This window comes from Halomonas sp. DQ26W, assembly GCF_003339685.1.
Taxonomy (GTDB): domain Bacteria; phylum Pseudomonadota; class Gammaproteobacteria; order Pseudomonadales; family Halomonadaceae; genus Halomonas.
This window is the reverse complement of sequence record NZ_QPKI01000004.1, coordinates 76801-92544: the sequence shown is the minus strand read 5'-3', so window position 1 is coordinate 92544 and position 15744 is coordinate 76801. Positions and strand designations below refer to the sequence as shown.

General features: G+C 64.4%; 17 protein-coding genes. 7 read left to right on the top strand and 10 right to left on the bottom strand.

All coding sequences use genetic code 11. The annotated features are described in order from the left end of the window. Positions 1–146: 146 nt before the first annotated feature. From DU490_RS03305 to DU490_RS17090, 10 genes are all read right to left on the bottom strand, one after another. Complete coding sequence (locus DU490_RS03305; RefSeq protein ID WP_114572916.1) at positions 147–470, bottom strand: carboxymuconolactone decarboxylase family protein; 324 nt, start codon at positions 468–470, stop codon at positions 147–149. A gap of 222 nt (positions 471–692) precedes the next feature. Further along, positions 693–1085, bottom strand: a complete 393-nt coding sequence (locus DU490_RS03300; RefSeq protein WP_114572915.1) for a SirB2 family protein — start codon at positions 1083–1085, stop codon at positions 693–695. Between the two features lie 12 nt (positions 1086–1097). Beyond that, on the bottom strand, positions 1098–2312 hold the full coding sequence (locus DU490_RS03295) for an NnrS family protein (protein WP_114572914.1): 1215 nt from the start codon (positions 2310–2312) through the stop codon (positions 1098–1100). Between the two features lie 358 nt (positions 2313–2670). Continuing rightward, positions 2671–4197, bottom strand: a complete 1527-nt coding sequence (locus DU490_RS03290; protein ID WP_114572913.1) for a nitrite reductase — start codon at positions 4195–4197, stop codon at positions 2671–2673. Next, the gene (cobA, locus tag DU490_RS03285) at positions 4194–5081 is read right to left on the bottom strand and encodes a uroporphyrinogen-III C-methyltransferase (protein WP_114572912.1); all 888 of its coding nucleotides are present in this window, start codon (positions 5079–5081) and stop codon (positions 4194–4196) included. Before cobA ends, DU490_RS03290 begins: the two co-directional genes overlap by 4 nt. A gap of 54 nt (positions 5082–5135) precedes the next feature. Then, positions 5136–6335, bottom strand: coding sequence for a heme d1 biosynthesis radical SAM protein NirJ (gene nirJ, locus DU490_RS03280; protein ID WP_114572911.1), 1200 nt, complete (start codon positions 6333–6335; stop codon positions 5136–5138). A gap of 34 nt (positions 6336–6369) precedes the next feature. Then, complete coding sequence (locus tag DU490_RS03275) at positions 6370–6918, bottom strand: Lrp/AsnC family transcriptional regulator (RefSeq protein ID WP_114572910.1); 549 nt, start codon at positions 6916–6918, stop codon at positions 6370–6372. Then, positions 6893–7375 carry an Lrp/AsnC family transcriptional regulator gene (locus DU490_RS03270; RefSeq protein ID WP_114572909.1) on the bottom strand — a complete coding sequence of 161 codons (483 nt, stop codon included), beginning with the start codon at positions 7373–7375 and terminating at the stop codon, positions 6893–6895. The genes DU490_RS03275 and DU490_RS03270 overlap by 26 nt, the downstream gene beginning before the upstream one ends. After that, positions 7347–7889, bottom strand: coding sequence for an Lrp/AsnC family transcriptional regulator (locus DU490_RS17095; RefSeq protein ID WP_181869943.1), 543 nt, complete (start codon positions 7887–7889; stop codon positions 7347–7349). Before DU490_RS17095 ends, DU490_RS03270 begins: the two co-directional genes overlap by 29 nt. Then, positions 7886–8359 carry an AsnC family transcriptional regulator gene (locus tag DU490_RS17090; protein ID WP_181869942.1) on the bottom strand — a complete coding sequence of 158 codons (474 nt, stop codon included), beginning with the start codon at positions 8357–8359 and terminating at the stop codon, positions 7886–7888. The genes DU490_RS17095 and DU490_RS17090 overlap by 4 nt, the downstream gene beginning before the upstream one ends. A gap of 231 nt (positions 8360–8590) precedes the next feature. Here DU490_RS17090 and DU490_RS03260 point away from each other — a divergent pair, with 231 nt between their 5' ends. The 7 genes from DU490_RS03260 to DU490_RS03230 all read left to right on the top strand — a co-directional run bounded on the left by DU490_RS03260 (position 8591) and on the right by DU490_RS03230 (position 15538). Then, complete coding sequence (locus DU490_RS03260; protein ID WP_114572908.1) at positions 8591–8941, top strand: cytochrome c; 351 nt, start codon at positions 8591–8593, stop codon at positions 8939–8941. A 15-nt stretch (positions 8942–8956) separates the two neighbouring features. Continuing rightward, entirely contained in the window at positions 8957–10174 is a 1218-nt protein-coding gene (locus tag DU490_RS03255; RefSeq protein WP_114572907.1) for a cytochrome D1 domain-containing protein, read from the top strand. A 278-nt stretch (positions 10175–10452) separates the two neighbouring features. Then, positions 10453–11448, top strand: a complete 996-nt coding sequence (locus tag DU490_RS03250) for a peptidase U32 family protein (protein WP_114572906.1) — start codon at positions 10453–10455, stop codon at positions 11446–11448. Between the two features lie 9 nt (positions 11449–11457). Continuing rightward, on the top strand, positions 11458–12375 hold the full coding sequence (locus DU490_RS03245; RefSeq protein ID WP_114572905.1) for a U32 family peptidase: 918 nt from the start codon (positions 11458–11460) through the stop codon (positions 12373–12375). A gap of 383 nt (positions 12376–12758) precedes the next feature. Beyond that, positions 12759–14489, top strand: a complete 1731-nt coding sequence (locus DU490_RS03240; protein WP_114572904.1) for a ribonucleoside triphosphate reductase — start codon at positions 12759–12761, stop codon at positions 14487–14489. A 32-nt stretch (positions 14490–14521) separates the two neighbouring features. Further along, positions 14522–14698 carry an anaerobic ribonucleoside-triphosphate reductase gene (gene nrdD, locus DU490_RS03235; RefSeq protein WP_114572903.1) on the top strand — a complete coding sequence of 59 codons (177 nt, stop codon included), beginning with the start codon at positions 14522–14524 and terminating at the stop codon, positions 14696–14698. Positions 14699–14788: 90 nt separating this feature from the next. Next, on the top strand, positions 14789–15538 hold the full coding sequence (locus tag DU490_RS03230) for an anaerobic ribonucleoside-triphosphate reductase activating protein (protein WP_114572902.1): 750 nt from the start codon (positions 14789–14791) through the stop codon (positions 15536–15538). Positions 15539–15744: the final 206 nt, after the last annotated feature.

Below are 15744 nucleotides of genomic sequence, written 5' to 3'. Positions count from 1 at the left end.
GCGGGCCGAAAAACACGAAAGGAAAGGTCTAGAAACGCACGAGCGGGATGAAGGGCTAGGTGCACGGCGCACAGGAACCGGAGCCTATGGGGTATAGGTGAGGATTCCGAGCACCGTGCAACAACGCCATTCGCCCGCGCAGTCGTTTATTCTCTGGCGTCGGTGATGTCCTCGATCCAGGTTAATGCCGCAACGCCGGCGGGCAGCCCCAGGGTCGGAATCGCCAACATCGCTACCTGTTTGAGTGCCTCGGGCTCGATGCCCTCAGCCATGGCACGCCGCATGTGCGAATGCACGGCACCTTCGGAGCCGCCCCCCACCGCCAGCGCCAGCTTGACCAGGCGCCGCGTGCGGGCATCCAGCGGACCGGCTTCGGCGCACGCCTTGCCCAGCGAGGCGAAGGCTTGCCACACCTCGGGATAGTCATCCGCCACCTTGCCGGCGCCGGAAGGAAGATCTTGATTGGCCATGCGGTTTTCCTCGTCTTGTCGTGTGTGTCTCACCAGGCTCTCAGTATAGAAGCCCAGCGGGTCGTGCCCGTAGAAGAGAGCCATGTCTAGGCTATGTACGAAAAGTCGGCGAGCGAAGGTCAGGCAAGGCAAAAATCGGCGAAAAAGCGGAGTTTGCGGGGTGTAAATGAGCATTTTGAACCGGTTTTTAACGCCGCATGACCGAGCGCAGGCAGTTTTCGTTCAAAGCCTAGCAAACCAGAGGGGATCCTTGAACATGGCCGTGCCCAGCATGTACAGGAAGGTGATGACTGCTGCCAACGCCGCCATGCCCCGGACCAGCGATGTGCGCCCGCGCTTGATCGCCACACTCCCCAGCACGATATACACCAGCAGGGCGAGGATCTTTGCGGCAAGCCAGGGATGACGCTGCGGCCACATCGACAGCATCACCATCAGCAGGATGCCGAATGTAAGCAGCAGCGTATCGTTGACGTGGGGCACGATCTTCACCCAGCGCCGCTGCAGAATCGGCGCTTCGCGCACCGACCACCAGGCACGCAGGATGAAGAAGGCGAGGCTCAGTCCCGCCGTGGTCATATGTAAATGCTTGATCAGGAAGTAGTGCTCGACCACGTCTCGGCTCCCTCAGCCATCCCTGCCATCCACTCGAGCAGTCAAGAGCGGCACGGTGTAATGGAGCAGGAAGATCAGGTAGGCGATACACCAGAACAGGATGCTGAGGTTATAGGTCCAGTGGGTGATCTGCGGGAACATCGCCAGCACCGGCGAGCGCAGCAGGGCACCGGCAAACATCAGGCCGAGGCCCACGCCGATGCCCGGCAGGGTACGAATCGTGCGCCCGGTGTGGCCCAGCGAAACCCGTGACATCATCGCCAGCATCATGGTGGCAATGCCGCCGATGGCCAGGGCATGCAGCGCCAGCTCGACACGAAATGCCCCCATCAGCGCCATCGCCCACATCAATAGCCCCACGGAAACGAAGGCATAGCTGATGTGCAGGCCCCAGAGCAGCGGCTCGTGGAGGGTGCGATACCCCTCCCAGCGCGCCAGACGCACCAGATTGGCCGCCGCCGCCACCAGCATGACCAGCGCCAGCAGCCCCGGCGGCACAGGCACACCGAACAGTATCAGCAGCTGCAACAGCACCACGCCGAGGGTGGAGCCCACGGAGAGCGACTCCAGCCAGGCTATGGGTGCCACCTTGGGCCGGCCGAGCTTGAGCGAGGTAAAGAAGGGAATGACCCGACCGCCGAGCAGCACCATCAGCACGGCAATCAGCAGTACGCCCAGGTAGCCGCCCTCGCGAATCAGCGGCAGCTTGCCCTGGATGACCCCCAGGTGCATGGCCAGGTTGGCCAGGGCCAGCAGCAGCAAGACCGGCACGAACATCAGGTTACGCCACAGCCGGGCCGCTACCACCAGCCGCCCCATCACCAGGGCTGCCAGCGGCAGGAAGGCAACATCGAGCAGCATCAATAGCCAGGCCGGCAGGCCCATCGGGTAGGCCAGCAGCACGCGTGCCGCCAACCAGACGCCCACCAGCCCCAGCAGCGGAGCACCGGTAATGCTGGGCCGGCCGGTCCAGTTCTGTACCGCCGTCAGCAGGAAACCCACCACCACGGCAGCACCGAAGCCGAAGATCATCTCGTGCTGGTGCCACCACATCAGCCCTCCGTGGGGCCGCAGCAAGATATCGCCATGCCAGAAGGCGAACCAGACGATCATGGACAATACGCTGAACAGCGACGCCAGCAGAAAGAAGGGGCGAAAGGCGAGACGCGCCACGGGAAGACGCGTCAGGCCGGATGCAGATTGTGGTGCGGAGGTGGCAGATTTCATGGTGGTATACCCGACTCAAACGGTTGGATAAAGCCATTGTGTGCGCATGGACCGGGTAGCACCATGACCGGTATCAAGAATGCTTCTTTTTACCTGATTATTCACCTTGATCAGCCATCGGGCCAATCTTTCAGCCTCCGCCGAGGCGCCTATCGGCGCCAGTCGCGATGGGAACCAGCGCTCCAACAGCGATCCTCTCCACCGACGGTGCCACGCCGCTGTAGGAGTAGCTTCAGCTCACGACTGGAGGCCGCAGGCCTCCCGGCGGTGTTGCCGACGCCAACGATCACCGCTAACGCGGCGGCCTGCACCAGGCGCCTGCTGAGCCTTATGCGTAATCAGGTCTTTTTAATGACTCCTAATGGCTCGTGCCTTCCTCGTACTGTGTCTTGTTCCATACATTGTACTTGCCCGAGGGGCGTTTCATCGGCATGCGGCCCAGTTCCTCCAGGGTATTGCCGTCGAGCCACAGCAGGTAGCCGTCGTCGTCCCAGATGCTCAGCAGCAGGGTCTCGCCGCGGCGGTCGAACTCCACGTGGGCGGCGGTCTTGCCCGGCTCGGGGATCAGCGTCTCGACGATCTCCAGGGTCTGCTTGTCGATCACGTGGATACGATCGTGGTTGGGGCCGAAGAAGACGTCTACCCAGGCGTAGGGCGAGTTCTCGTGGCTGCGCATGAAGAAGCCGGGGCCGTCGGTCTCGATATGGGTGATCAGGGACCAGTCGGTCATGTCGAACACCGACACCTGCCCCTTGTCGATGTGCGGGATCGCCATGACGCGGCGCCCGTCCAGCTCCCAGGTGATGCCGGCGCCCAGGTGCGGCATGCCTTCCAGCGGCAGGTCGGCGACCTTGACCTCCTCGTCCATGTCGAACACCTGTCCGCCCTTGCCGCCCCGTGCGGCGCCTACCAGGTAGCGGTAGTCCATGTCGAAGAAGAAGTCGTCGAGGTAGTCCGGCGCCTCCATGCGGTGCAGGGCGAAGTCGCCGATGATGGTCTCATCGCCGTCGGCCCGCTCTTCGGGCCAGCGGATCTCCCACACCTCGGGAATGTCGCGCAGGGCGGCAACGAAGCTGTTGCGTGGCGGCGCGGTATAGACGGCACTGACGCGAGAGGTTTCGCCGTTCAGCCCCTCCACCGGGATGGTGGCGATCAGGTCAAGATCCCGGGCATCCAGCAGCACCAGCGAGTGCGGCAGGTAGTTGCCGGCCAGCACATAGCGGCCATCGGCGGAGACGGCGATGTTGCGCATGTTGATACCGGCACGCACCTCGGCGGTGACCTCGAGGTTGTAGATGTCGTACTTGGTTACCCAGCCGTCGCGGGAGCCGAAGTAGACGTAGCGGCCGTCCGGGGTGTACTTGGGCCCGCCGTGCAGCGCATAGCGGCTGGGGAAGCGGGTGATGCGTTCGAACTTGTCACCGTCGAGCAGGCTGACGTGGTGATCGCCGATCTCCACGACGAGAAAGAGGTTCTTGAGATCCTCGACTTCGAAAACAGGCTCGTCGGGCAGGGTGCCGTAGGCGTGACGGACGTCCTGACTGGCCAGGATATCCTCGTCGGTCCAGCTCGGCTCCACCTCCGGCGCCTCGAAGATCCATTCGGCCAGGGCAGCAATCTCGGCCTCATCCAACAGTTCGCCGTAGGCGGGCATCTGAGTGGCTATGCGGCCGTCGCGGATGACCTCGAAGGCCTCGTCGTGCTTGAGCCGCGAAAGGTTGTCCGGCAGCAGTGCTGGGCCGATGCCGCCCAGGCGGCTGACGCCATGACAGATCGCGCAGTGGTGGTTGTAGAGCACGTTGGGGTCGGGCTCGTCGGCCACAGCCGTCAGGGCCGGAATACCCAGGCCCAGCAGGGCGCCGAGCAGCAGCGAGGGGCGTATCACAGCACCATCCTCCTCATCTCGACCGGCGTATCGGTGCTGTCGCTCTGCGTGACAGTATCCGCGTCGGTATCGCGTCGCGTCATCCGGGTCATGGCCGGCGCCAGGGTGTCGGCCAGACGCACCACCTCGCCCACCACGATCAGGGTCGGCGGCTGGAAGTTTTCCCGCTCGATGACCTCGACCACGTCGCCCAGGGTGGCCAATACATGGCGCTGCTCGGGGGTGGTACCACGCTCGACCAAGGCAACAGGGTGCGTGGCCGGCAGGCCGTGGCGCTGCAGCTCACGGCTGATCAGCGCGGCATTGGCCAGGCCCATGTAGAACACCGCCGTGTGGCTGGGCACCGCCAGCGCCGCCCAGTTGAGATCCAGTGCACCGTCCGCCTTGCAGTGGCCGGTGACGAAGGTGACGCTCTGGGCGAAGTCCCGGTGGGTGAGCGGAAAGCCGGAGTAGGTGGAGCAGCCCGACGCCGAGGTGATGCCCGGCACCACGCGAAAGCCGACGCCGTGCTCGATCAAGTACTCGGCCTCCTCGCCGCCGCGGCCGAAGATGTAGGGGTCGCCACCCTTGAGGCGCAGGACCCGCTTGCCCTCGCCCGCCAGGCGCACCAGCAGCGCGTTGGTTTCGTCCTGGGTCAGGGCATGGCAGCGCGAAGCCTTGCCGACGTAGAAGCGGCGCGCAGAGGCCGACGCCATGGCCAGCACTTCCTGGGACACCAGCCGGTCGAAGACCAGGCAGTCGGCCTGCTGCAGCAGCGACAGAGCACGCAGGGTCAACAGGCCGGGGTCTCCGGGCCCGGCACCCACGATGGCGACTTCGCCGGACGCCAAAGGCGCCTCGTCGAGATTGAAGCTCAAGTTACGCGAATGGCGATGTGTGATCATGGTCGGCCTCTCCCCGAAGCGTCAACGGTCATCTTACAGATTCTGTGTGAAGGCCTACAGCTCGATGCTCTGGATGGCATCGTAGGGTGCTGCTACCCGGCGCTGGCGGTTTTCTTCGACGCCAATTTCCTCATTGCTGAGGTAGCAGCCGGGGTCCTCCTCCCAGGGGTCGCCGGTGACCTTCCACGCCCGCACCCGGGTGTTGCCGTTGCAGATTGCCAAGTACTGACATTCACCGCAGCGCCCCTTGAGGGGCCGTGGCCGCTGGCGAAAGCCCAGCATCAGCGGATCCTGCGTATCGCGCCAGATCTCGGAGAAGGGCCGCTCGCGGACGTTGCCGAGGGTGTGATCCCACCAGAAGGTATCCGGGTGAACGTTGCCGAGATTGTCGATGTTGGCGATGTGCTCACCGGAAGCGTTGCCCCCCCAGTTGGTCAGTCGCCGCACCAGGGTCTCGGCCTGCTCCGGGAAGTGCTCGCGGGCCCACATCAGCAGGAAGGGGCCATCGGCGTCGTTGTTGCCGGTGACGTACTCGCGTTCCACGCCGCGGGCAAGCTCCGTCCGGCAGTGGTCGAACAGCTGGGTCATGGCGTCGCGGGTCATCTGGTGCCAGGCATCGTGCTTGCCGTGACGATGGCCGCGCCCGCCGTAGTTGAGGTGCGAGAGATAGAACTTGTCGACGTCGTGCTCGTCGATCAGCGCCAGGATGTCACCGAGCTGTTCGTAGTTCTGCTGGGTCAGGGTGAAGCGCAGCCCCACCTTGATGCCGCGCTCCTTGCACAGCTTCACCGCGTGCATGGATTCGCGAAAGGCGCCTTTGCGCTGGCGGATCACATCGTGGGTCTCCTCAAGGCCATCGATGCTGATGCCGACGTAGTCGTAGCCGATGTCGGCAATCTCATCGATATTGGACTCATTGATCAGGGTGCCGTTGGTGGAGAGGCCGGTATAGATGCCCAGCTCCCGCGCCCGCCTCGACAGCTCGAAGATATCGGGTCGCATCAGCGGCTCGCCCCCGGAGAGGATCAGCGCCGGCACCCGGAAGCCCTGCAGGTCATTGAGAACCGCATGAGCCTCGGCGTTGGAGAGCTCACCGGCGAACTCGATGTCCGCCGAGGTGGTGTAGCAGTGCTTGCAGGTCAGGTTGCAGCGGCGGATGAGGTTCCAGATCACCACCGGACCCGGCGGCTTGCGGGCCGGCGGCACTTCAGTGGGCTCGACCAGGGACTTGATGTAGCGGGTGACTCTGAACATGGGGAACTCCTCTTGCGGCACACCTTGGCACAACCTAGCTCTGCCTGTCGGACCGGCCGGCCAGTCGCAGACCGGTCTTCTTGAGAATGCGCGAGCTGTAGAGAATGCGATGATCCCGGCAGGCGTCGCCAAGCAGGGCGCGAAGTTCGTCGGCCTGACGTTCGACATCGGCGTGGGTCTGACCATGCAGCATGGCGAACAGATTGTAGGGCCATTCCGGCAGGTGGCGGGGCCGACGGTAGCAGTGACTGACGCCCGGCAGCGTCCCCACTACGCGGCCCAGGCGATCGATATGGGCGTCGTCCACGTCCCATACGGTCATGCCGTTGGCCAGGTAACCCAGTCGGTAGTGATTGGGCACTGCAGCAATGCGCCGGATGATCCCGGCCGCCTGCATGCGCTGCATGCGCTGGCGAACCTCTTCCCCGTCGATACCCAGTGGCGTGCCCACGGCACTCCAGGGGTCGGGTACCAGCGGCAGGCCGGCCTGGGTGGCCAGTACGATGGCGCGGTCGACGGCGTCCAGGCCACTCGGCGTGGACTTGGCGACGTTCACGTCAGACGGGCAGGTGGAGACGGACATGGAATTCCTCCTGCTTGGGCATGTTGAAGACCGGCAGGCCGGTGGCCGCCTCGATCGCCTCGATCGCCTCGGCGATGCCTTCCGGCGTCTCGGTGGCCAGTACGAACCACATGTTGAGGCGGTGCTCGCGGCGGTAGTTGTGAGCCACCTCGGGAAAGGCGTTGACCGCCGCGGTGACGCGTTCAAAGTCGGCTTCCGGCACTTCCAGCGCCGCCAGCGTGAGGCCACCACCGAGCCGTTCGGCGTGATACATGGGGCCGAAGCGGCTGAGTATGCCGCTGTCCCGCAGACGCTCGAGCCGATAGAGCAGCTCGCCCTCGCTCAGCTTGAGTTCCGCCGCCACGGCGGCAAAGGGCGACTCGACCAGCGGCAGGCCATCCTGCAGGCGGTTGATGATGCGCCGGTCGACGGCGTCCAGCTCCGCCGGCTCAGGCCGACTGAGGCGTTCTGCGATCATGGCTGTCGTCCTCTCGGGTGTAGCGGCCCCCGCGTTGCTTGTAGGCCTTGAGGCTGAACAACACGCGGTGGGAAATAGCCTGTAACGCCTGGCGCTCGACGATCTCATCCAGCGCGGCAAGTACCCGGTCGCGCCGGGTGCCATGAATCATGCAGAACAGGTTGTAGGGCCAGTCGGGAAGGCGCCGCGGGCGACGGTAGCAGAGTGTCACGGCGGGCTCGGCCGCCAGGCGCCTGCCCAGCTCACCGACGGCATCGTCGGGTACGTCCCAGACCACCATGGCATTGGCGCAGACGCCCAGCGCATGGTGTCTGACCACCAGGCCCATGCGCTTTATCAGACCCACTTCCTGCCAACGCTGCACACAGGCCATGACCTCGCCCTCGCTCATCCCGCACTGCTCGGCAAGCGTGCTCCAAGGCCGGGGAGTCAGCGGCAGGCCGCTCTCCAGCAGCGCGCGCAAGCGGTGTTCGGCCCGAGTCTCGGGCACGGCATAGGACAGGGATGAACTCATGGCACCTCCAGTTCGGTCCAAGGAATGGGAAAGCTCAGATCGATATGGAAGCCCTCAAGCATCGGCAGGCGCAGCAGCGGCTTGCCCAGCTCGGCCTCCAGCGCATCGAGACGCTCATCGAGTTGGCACTCGTCGGCAGCCGTCATCACGAACCACAGGTTGTAGCGGTGTTCGCGAGCATAGTTGTGGTTGACGCCGACAGAGCGATTGATGACTGCCGCCACCTCGTCGCGCTGCGCTTCTGGCACGGCCACAGCCACCAGCAGGCTGGCGCCGGCTCGGGCGTGATCGAAAACCGGCCCCACCCGGCTCAGTACCTGCACGTCCTGCAGCGACTGAAGCCTCTCGACCACTTCGTCCTCACTCACCCCGAGCTGCTCGGCCATGGCCGCATAGGGCCGTTCACAGATCGGCAGGCCGCGCTGGTAGGCGTCGATGAGGCGACGATCAAGAAGGTCAAGTGCAGCCATGGGCAGGTACCGAGCCATTGGATGGAGAGCATGATGTTAAGACGCATCTTACATGCCTCATCAAATCTGAAAGTGGTCATTGACGCTGCCGTTGACACAGGTCAAAAGAGGCATTTTTACTAACCCGACTTGATATTCGTCAAAGCAGCCAAGCCGCAACGGGGGGACACTTCGCTGACGACCACTTTCTTTCACGGCCGTTCCTGTTCCGTCGTCTTGCGAGGTTTTCACATGCACCAGCCGGCCCTCTTGATGCTCCTCGGCTTACTGCTCTCGGCCTCCGCCATGGCGGAGACCACCGAGGATGCGCTTGATCCACAGCGCCAGGCCGAGCTCGAGACCCTGCTCTACCAGGACTGCGGCTCCTGCCACGGCATGACGCTGCGCGGCGGGCTGGGGCCGGCGCTGCCCCGCGATCGCATGGAAGGCTTCAGCGTCGAGGCGCTCGCGCACATCATTCAGTATGGCATTCCCGGCAGCGCCATGCCGGGCTGGAAGGCCCTGCTCAGTGACGATGAGGCGCGCTGGCTGGCTGAACATCTGCGTACCGACAATCGCCTGCAAACGCTGCAACAAGACTGACCCCGGAGACCTGCCATGCCTATCCCGTACCCGCTGAAGACCCTGCTTGCCGCCGGCGCCCTGGCCCTGCTCTCCACCGGCCATGCCGTGGCAGAGGCACCCGTCGCGGGGCCGGAGCTTCGCGGCACCGGGGATCTCGGCGTGATCATCGAGCGTGCCACCGGCAGCGTGGCACTGGTCGACACTACTCAAAAGACGGTGCTGAGCCATATCGAGGGCTTCGGCGATCTCTCCCACGCTTCGGTAAAGTTCACCCGCGATGCCCGCCACGCCTTCGTCTTCGGCCGCGACGGCGGCCTGACGCGACTCGACCTGCTCACCGGCGAGATCGACGGGCGCATCATCCAGGGGGGCAACAGCATCGGCGGAGCGATCTCCCAGGACGGCCGCTTCGTGGCGGTGGGCAACTACGAGCCGGGCGGGGTGAAGGTCTTCGCTAGCGACACCATGGAACTAGTGATCGACGTGCCGGCCACCTATGAGAAGCCGGATGGCACTACCGATCAGGCCAAGGTGGTCGGCGTGGTGGACGTACCGGGCAACATCTTCGTCTTCAGCCTGTTCGAGGCCGGCGAGATCTGGACCCTGGACATGTCCACGGATGAGCCCGAGCTGACGAAGTACCGCGACGTGGGCAGCATGCCCTACGACGCGCTGATTACCGCCAACGGCCGCTACTATATCGCCGGCCTGTTCGGCGAGGACGGCATGGCCCTGCTCGACCTGTGGCATCCGGAAAACGGCGTGCAGCGCATCCTGCCCGACTACGGCCGCGGCGAAGAGCGCCTGCCGGTCTACAAGATGCCCCACCTGGAGGGCTGGGCCATGGCCGGCGACCAGGCCTTCTTCCCCGCCGTGGGACGCAACGAGGTACTGGTAGCCGACGCTCGCGACTGGTCGCTGACCAAGCGTATAGAAGTGCATGGCCAGCCGATCTTCGTCATGAGCCGCCCCGACGAACGCCAGGTCTGGGTCACCTTCGCTCACCCGCTCAACGACAGGGTGCAGGTAATCGATACCCAGACCCATGAAGTGATCAAAACCCTCGAGCCGGGCGAGTCGATCCTGCACAAGGAATTCACGCCCCGGGGCGAGCATATCTGGATCTCGGCCCGCGACAGCAACCAGGTGGTGGTCTACGACACCCGAACCTTCGAGGTGTTGGCGACACTGCCGGCCGAGTCACCCAGCGGCATCTTCTTTACCAATCGGGCGCATCGCATCGGGCTTTAGGGAAACACGACACCACAGTAGAAAAGCAAAAGCCGGGGCTATCCTCCCCGGCTTCTTTCGTCCTGCCCGCGACAATGGGTCTCACGTCATCGCCTCTTGAAGAGGTATTTTACATATTTCCTCATAAAGTCATGCCCGCCAACCTTGCCGCCCTGGTTATCCAAAGCGGCAAGGTTTTCATTTCGAGACAACTCCACCTCGCCATGACCCGTATCAAAAGCGTGACGTCGATAGTCGACTAGCATGGTCGGATTTAACCAGACTGCGAGGAGAGCGTCATGGAGCTTGTCTGTCCGGCCGGCAACCTGCCTGCCCTGAAGCGAGCCGTGGATGAGGGAGCCGATGCCGTCTACTTCGGCTTCCAGAATTCCACCAATGCCCGGCAGTTCGCCGGCCTCAACTTCACCGACAAGCGTGCCCGCGAAGGTATCGACTACGCTCATGCCCGCGGCAAGCGGGTGTTCTGCGCCATCAACACCTATCCGCAGCCCGACGGCTGGGCCCAGTGGACCCGCGCCGTGGACCAGGCTGCAGACCTTGGTGTCGATGCCCTGATCATGGCCGACATGGGCCTGCTTGACTATGCTGCACGACGCCACCCCGATCTCGCCCGTCACCTCTCGGTGCAAGGTTCGGCCACCAGCCACGAGGCCCTGCGCTTCTACCACGACCAGTTCGGCATCAAGCGCGCGGTGCTGCCCCGGGTGCTCTCCATCACCCAGGTGCGCGACCTGGCGAAGCAGAGTCCGGTGGAACTCGAAGTATTCGCTTTCGGCAGCCTGTGCATCATGGCCGAGGGGCGCTGTTATCTTTCCTCCTACCTCACCGGCGAGTCGCCCAATACCCGCGGCGTCTGCTCACCGGCGGCCCACGTGCGCTGGGAGGAGACCCCCGAAGGGCTCGAATCACGCCTCAACGGCGTACTGATCGATCGCTACGGCGAGGGCGAGCGGGCCGGCTACCCCACCCTGTGCAAGGGACGCTTCGAGGTGGGTGGCGAGACCTATCACGCCATCGAGGAGCCCACCAGCCTCAATACCCTGGAGCTGCTCCCCGAGTTGCGCGAGCTGGGTATCAGCGCAGTGAAAATCGAGGGCCGCCAGCGCAGTCCGGCCTACGTATCAAAGGTAGCCGGGATATGGCGCCAGGCGCTGGACCGCCTCGAACGAGCACCCGAGCGCTTCCACCCCGACCCCGCCTGGATGGCTGGCCTCGGCGAGGTCTCCGAAGGCGCCACCACCACCCTGGGCGCCTACGAACGCCGCTGGAAATAGGAGCACGTCATGTCGACTTCCCCTGACCTGCAGCTGTCGCTGGGTCCGGTACTGTTCTACTGGACCCGCGAACACTACGCCGATTTCTACCGCGAGGCCGCCGACTGGCCGGTGGAAATCGTCTATCTTGGCGAATCCGTCTGCTCGCGCCGCCGCGACATGAAGCTCGACGACTGGCTCGGCATCGGCCGCGAGCTGGCCCAGAGCGGCAAGCAGGTGGTCATCGCAAGCCAGACCCTGATCGAGTCCGAGGCCGACCTGCGCGACCTGCGCAAGCTGTGCGACAACGGCGAGTTCATCGTCGAAGCCAACGACCAAAGCGCTCTGCAGCGCCTCTCCGCCGCCGGCCGGCCCTTCATTGCCGGCGCCGCGCTGAACCTCTACAACCCGGCTTCCATCGGTGTGATGGCCCGGGCCGGCATGCAGCGCTGGCAGGCGCCAGTGGAGATGTCCCACAAGGATCTCACCCGGCTGCTCGCCGACTGCGCCGCCGAAGGGCTCGAGGCGCCCTGCGAGGTGTTCGCCTACGGCCACCTGCCGCTGGCCTGGTCGTCGCGCTGCTTCACCGCGCGGCGTCACCAGAAGCCCAAGGATCGCTGCCAGTTCGTCTGCCAGAAATACCCCGAAGGACTGGCGCTGCGCTCCCAGGAATCCAAGGAGGTGTTCACCCTCAACGGCATCCAGACCCTATCCGGCGCCTGCCAGGACCTGCGCCACGAGGTGAGCGGCATGGCCGAGATGGGGGTGGCCGTAGCGCGCCTGAGCCCCCGCGCCGAGGGCATGGCCGAGGTGGTGGCCGCTTTTGACGCCGCCCGCCGCGGTGAGCTGCCCGCCGCCGACCCACTGGCGCTGGTCGAAGCGGAGGTCTGCGACGGCTACTGGTACGGCCGCCCGGGAATGGACAACACTCGCCTGCCCGCCGGCTGAAACCACCAATACCACAGCACACTCTCTCATGGGGCCTCGACGGAGCAGATTGAGGCGCCGGGGCAGGTCGAAGAGGAGGTCATTTGCCATGGGTGAGGAGCATTGCTCCGAACGGGCTGGCCATGGATGGCCAGCCCCGGTCCTGCTAGCGGAGCAAGATGCGAGAGCGTAGTAGGGCAAATGTAGCGCCCATGGATGGGTTCACAGCGCCTCCTCGTAGACCTGGCGACGGCGCGGTACAGCCAACGGCAAGCGCTACCGTTTATCTCGATAGACCTTTTTCTGACCTGGATCATTTTCTCCCGCCGCCGTAAGCACTAGCCTTCACACACCATATGTAGTGTATGAAAACACCAAACGGCAGCACATATAGGGAGATTGCGGTGAACGCCCCCATCCGCCAGGCCGGCCCGCGCCGCATCGACGTCGCCTCGACCGTCAACGAATACCTCGAACGTGCCGACTGGCGCGTGCACGCCAATGCCAACCAGGGCTATTCCCTGGGCGGCCTGATCCTCAACGTCTCGGGCAAGCTGATCGCCAACTACTGGCTCGACGAGGTCTACCCGGCCGAGGTCGGCGCCGCCCACCGCGAGGGCGACCTGCATATCCACGACCTCGACATGCTGTGCGGCTATTGCGCCGGCTGGTCGCTGCGCCAGCTCTTGATTGAAGGCTTCAACGGCGTGCCCGGGCGCGCCGAGAGCGACCCACCGCGCCACCTCTCCAGTGCGCTGGGGCAGATGGTCAACTTCCTCGGTACGCTGCAAAACGAGTGGGCCGGCGCCCAGGCCTTCAGCTCCTTTGATACCTACCTGGCGCCCTACGTGCGCCGCGACGGCCTCGATTTCGTGGCAGTGAAGCAGGCGGTTCAGGAATTCATCTACAACCTCAACGTGCCATCGCGCTGGGGCAGCCAGACGCCCTTCACCAACCTCACCTTCGACTGGGTGTGCCCGGCAGACCTGCGCGATCAGGTGCCGACCATTGGCGGCGAAGAGCAGCCGTTTCGCTACGGCGAACTACAGACGGAAATGGACCTGCTCAACCGCGCCTACCTGGAGGTGATGGAGGCCGGCGACCGCCAGGGGCGGGTGTTTACCTTCCCCATCCCCACTTACAACATCACCACCGACTTCGACTGGGAGAGCGACAACGCCGAGCGGCTGTTCGCGCTGACCGCCAAGTACGGACTGCCCTACTTCCAGAACTTCCTCAATTCGGACCTGGAACCTCACATGGTGCGTTCCATGTGCTGCCGGCTGCAGCTCGACCTCACCGAGCTGCTCAAGCGCGGCAATGGCCTGTTCGGCAGCGCCGAGCAAACCGGCTCGCTGGGTGTGGTGACGCTCAACTGTGCGCGGCTCGGCTACCGCTTCGCCGGCGACCGGACGGGACTGCTCGAAGAGCTCGACCGGCTGCTGGCACTGGGCCGCGACAGCCTGGAGCTCAAGCGCAGCTGCATCCAGCAATGGATGGACGAAGGCCTCTACCCTTACACCCAACGCTACCTGGGCACCCTGCGCAACCACTTCTCCACCCTGGGCGTGAATGGCCTCAACGAGATGGTGCGCAACTTCTTCGAAGACCACTACGACATCGCCGCCCCGGAAGGGCGCCAACTCGCCCTGGAGGTACTCGACCACGTGCGCGGGCGAATGCAAGAATTTCAGGCCGAGACCAGCCATCTCTACAACCTGGAGGCGACCCCAGCTGAGGGCACCACCTACCGCTTCGCCAAGGCTGACCAGGCGCGCTTTCCCTCCATTCTGCAGGCCGGCACGCCGGAGTCGCCCTACTACACCAATTCGAGCCAGCTGCCGGTGGGCCATACCGACGACCCCTTCGAGGCGCTGATTCACCAGGACCCGCTGCAGACCCGCTACACCGGCGGCACCGTGCTGCACCTCTACATGCGCGAGAAGCTTTCCAGCCCCGAGGCCTGCCGCAAGCTGGTGCGTACCGCGCTGTCGCGATTCCGCCTGCCCTACATCACCGTGACGCCGACCTTCTCGATCTGCCCGGTGCACGGCTACCTGGCCGGCGAACACGAATTCTGCCCAAAGTGCGACGAGGCACTGCTGGCAAGATGCGCCGCGGCCGTGACGGCCTGAGCGTTATTTGACCCACTGGAAGGAGCCAACCGATGACGAATATCGACACCTTGCCCACCGAACAACGCCAGCGCTGCGAGGTGTGGACCCGCGTGATGGGCTACCACCGCCCGGTCAGCCAGTACAACGTCGGCAAGCGCGCCGAGCACCGCGAGCGCCACCACTTCACCGAACGAGCCGCGGCCCTCGCACCCCCTGATACCAAGTAGTTGACGCATCCATCAACGCTGCCGGGCCTCGTGCCCGGCACTGGCGCCTTCAGTTTGGTAAAGGAGCCATCAGCTTGGTAAGGAGTCTTCATGATCGCCACCGACCTCGACTCCCCCCCACCCGTGCCACTCGACGGCATTCGGCTACCCATCGCCGGACTCACCCAGATGACCACGCTGGACTATCCTGGCCACCTGGCCTGCGTGGTGTTCCTGCAGGGCTGTCCGCTGCGCTGCGGCTACTGCCACAATGGCCACATGATGCCACCGCGCCGCGGTGACGAACGGGAGTGGCAGGCAGTGCGAGAGTTCCTGGGTAGCCGCCGGGGGCTGCTCGAAGCGGTGGTGTTCAGCGGCGGCGAACCCACCCTGCACAACGCCCTGCCGGCCGCCGTCGGCGAGGTGAAGGCGATGGGTTTCAAGGTGGGCCTGCACACTGCTGGGCCTTATCCGGGCCGGCTCTCTCACCTGATGCCGAATCTCGACTGGGTGGGGCTCGACGTGAAGGGGCGCGGGCGCGACTTCGACCGCATCTGCGGGCGGCCCGGCATCTGGCAGCGCCACAGCCAGAGCCTGATGACACTGCTCGACAGCAGTATCGACTTCGAGTGTCGCACCACCGTGCACTGGCGCGACTTCGAGCTCGCCGACGTGGAACGCCTGGCGCTGACCCTGGCCGACTGCGGCGTGCGCCACTATGCAATCCAGGTAGCTCGCACCCATCAGTGCCTCGACCCGGCCTACTGCCAGCCGGCGGACAACGCGCCGCCGCAAGCCATGCTCGCCGGGCTGATCAAGCGCCTGACTCCCCACTTCGCACGGATTGAACTGCGTGAGTAGACTGACAAGAGAACCATGCGGCGACAGGTGTTCGAGTTCATCGAGCCGGACTACAACCGGTAGCGCCGACAAAGTGCGATTGGGATGATCAGCTCAGAGGCCTTCGAGGCCCGAATGATCGCTTAGATCGGTGTCCACAATTGCAGGGTGAAATAAGCCGTTTATTGCTCTGTCACTAGGTTCCCATACACTAAGATCTTATTTTC

Coding starts and splice junctions, on each gene's coding strand:
- DU490_RS03245 (WP_114572905.1), top strand. CDS start 11,458: ATGTCGACTTCCCCTGACCTGCAGCTGTCGCTGGGTCCGGTACTGTTC.
- DU490_RS03275 (WP_114572910.1), bottom strand. CDS start 6,918: ATGTCCGTCTCCACCTGCCCGTCTGACGTGAACGTCGCCAAGTCCACG.
- DU490_RS17095 (WP_181869943.1), bottom strand. CDS start 7,889: ATGAGTTCATCCCTGTCCTATGCCGTGCCCGAGACTCGGGCCGAACAC.
- DU490_RS03255 (WP_114572907.1), top strand. CDS start 8,957: ATGCCTATCCCGTACCCGCTGAAGACCCTGCTTGCCGCCGGCGCCCTG.
- cobA (WP_114572912.1), bottom strand. CDS start 5,081: ATGATCACACATCGCCATTCGCGTAACTTGAGCTTCAATCTCGACGAG.
- DU490_RS03305 (WP_114572916.1), bottom strand. CDS start 470: ATGGCCAATCAAGATCTTCCTTCCGGCGCCGGCAAGGTGGCGGATGAC.
- nrdD (WP_114572903.1), top strand. CDS start 14,522: ATGACGAATATCGACACCTTGCCCACCGAACAACGCCAGCGCTGCGAG.
- DU490_RS17090 (WP_181869942.1), bottom strand. CDS start 8,359: ATGGCTGCACTTGACCTTCTTGATCGTCGCCTCATCGACGCCTACCAG.
- DU490_RS03270 (WP_114572909.1), bottom strand. CDS start 7,375: ATGATCGCAGAACGCCTCAGTCGGCCTGAGCCGGCGGAGCTGGACGCC.
- nirJ (WP_114572911.1), bottom strand. CDS start 6,335: ATGTTCAGAGTCACCCGCTACATCAAGTCCCTGGTCGAGCCCACTGAA.
- DU490_RS03260 (WP_114572908.1), top strand. CDS start 8,591: ATGCACCAGCCGGCCCTCTTGATGCTCCTCGGCTTACTGCTCTCGGCC.
- DU490_RS03295 (WP_114572914.1), bottom strand. CDS start 2,312: ATGAAATCTGCCACCTCCGCACCACAATCTGCATCCGGCCTGACGCGT.
- DU490_RS03250 (WP_114572906.1), top strand. CDS start 10,453: ATGGAGCTTGTCTGTCCGGCCGGCAACCTGCCTGCCCTGAAGCGAGCC.
- DU490_RS03230 (WP_114572902.1), top strand. CDS start 14,789: ATGATCGCCACCGACCTCGACTCCCCCCCACCCGTGCCACTCGACGGC.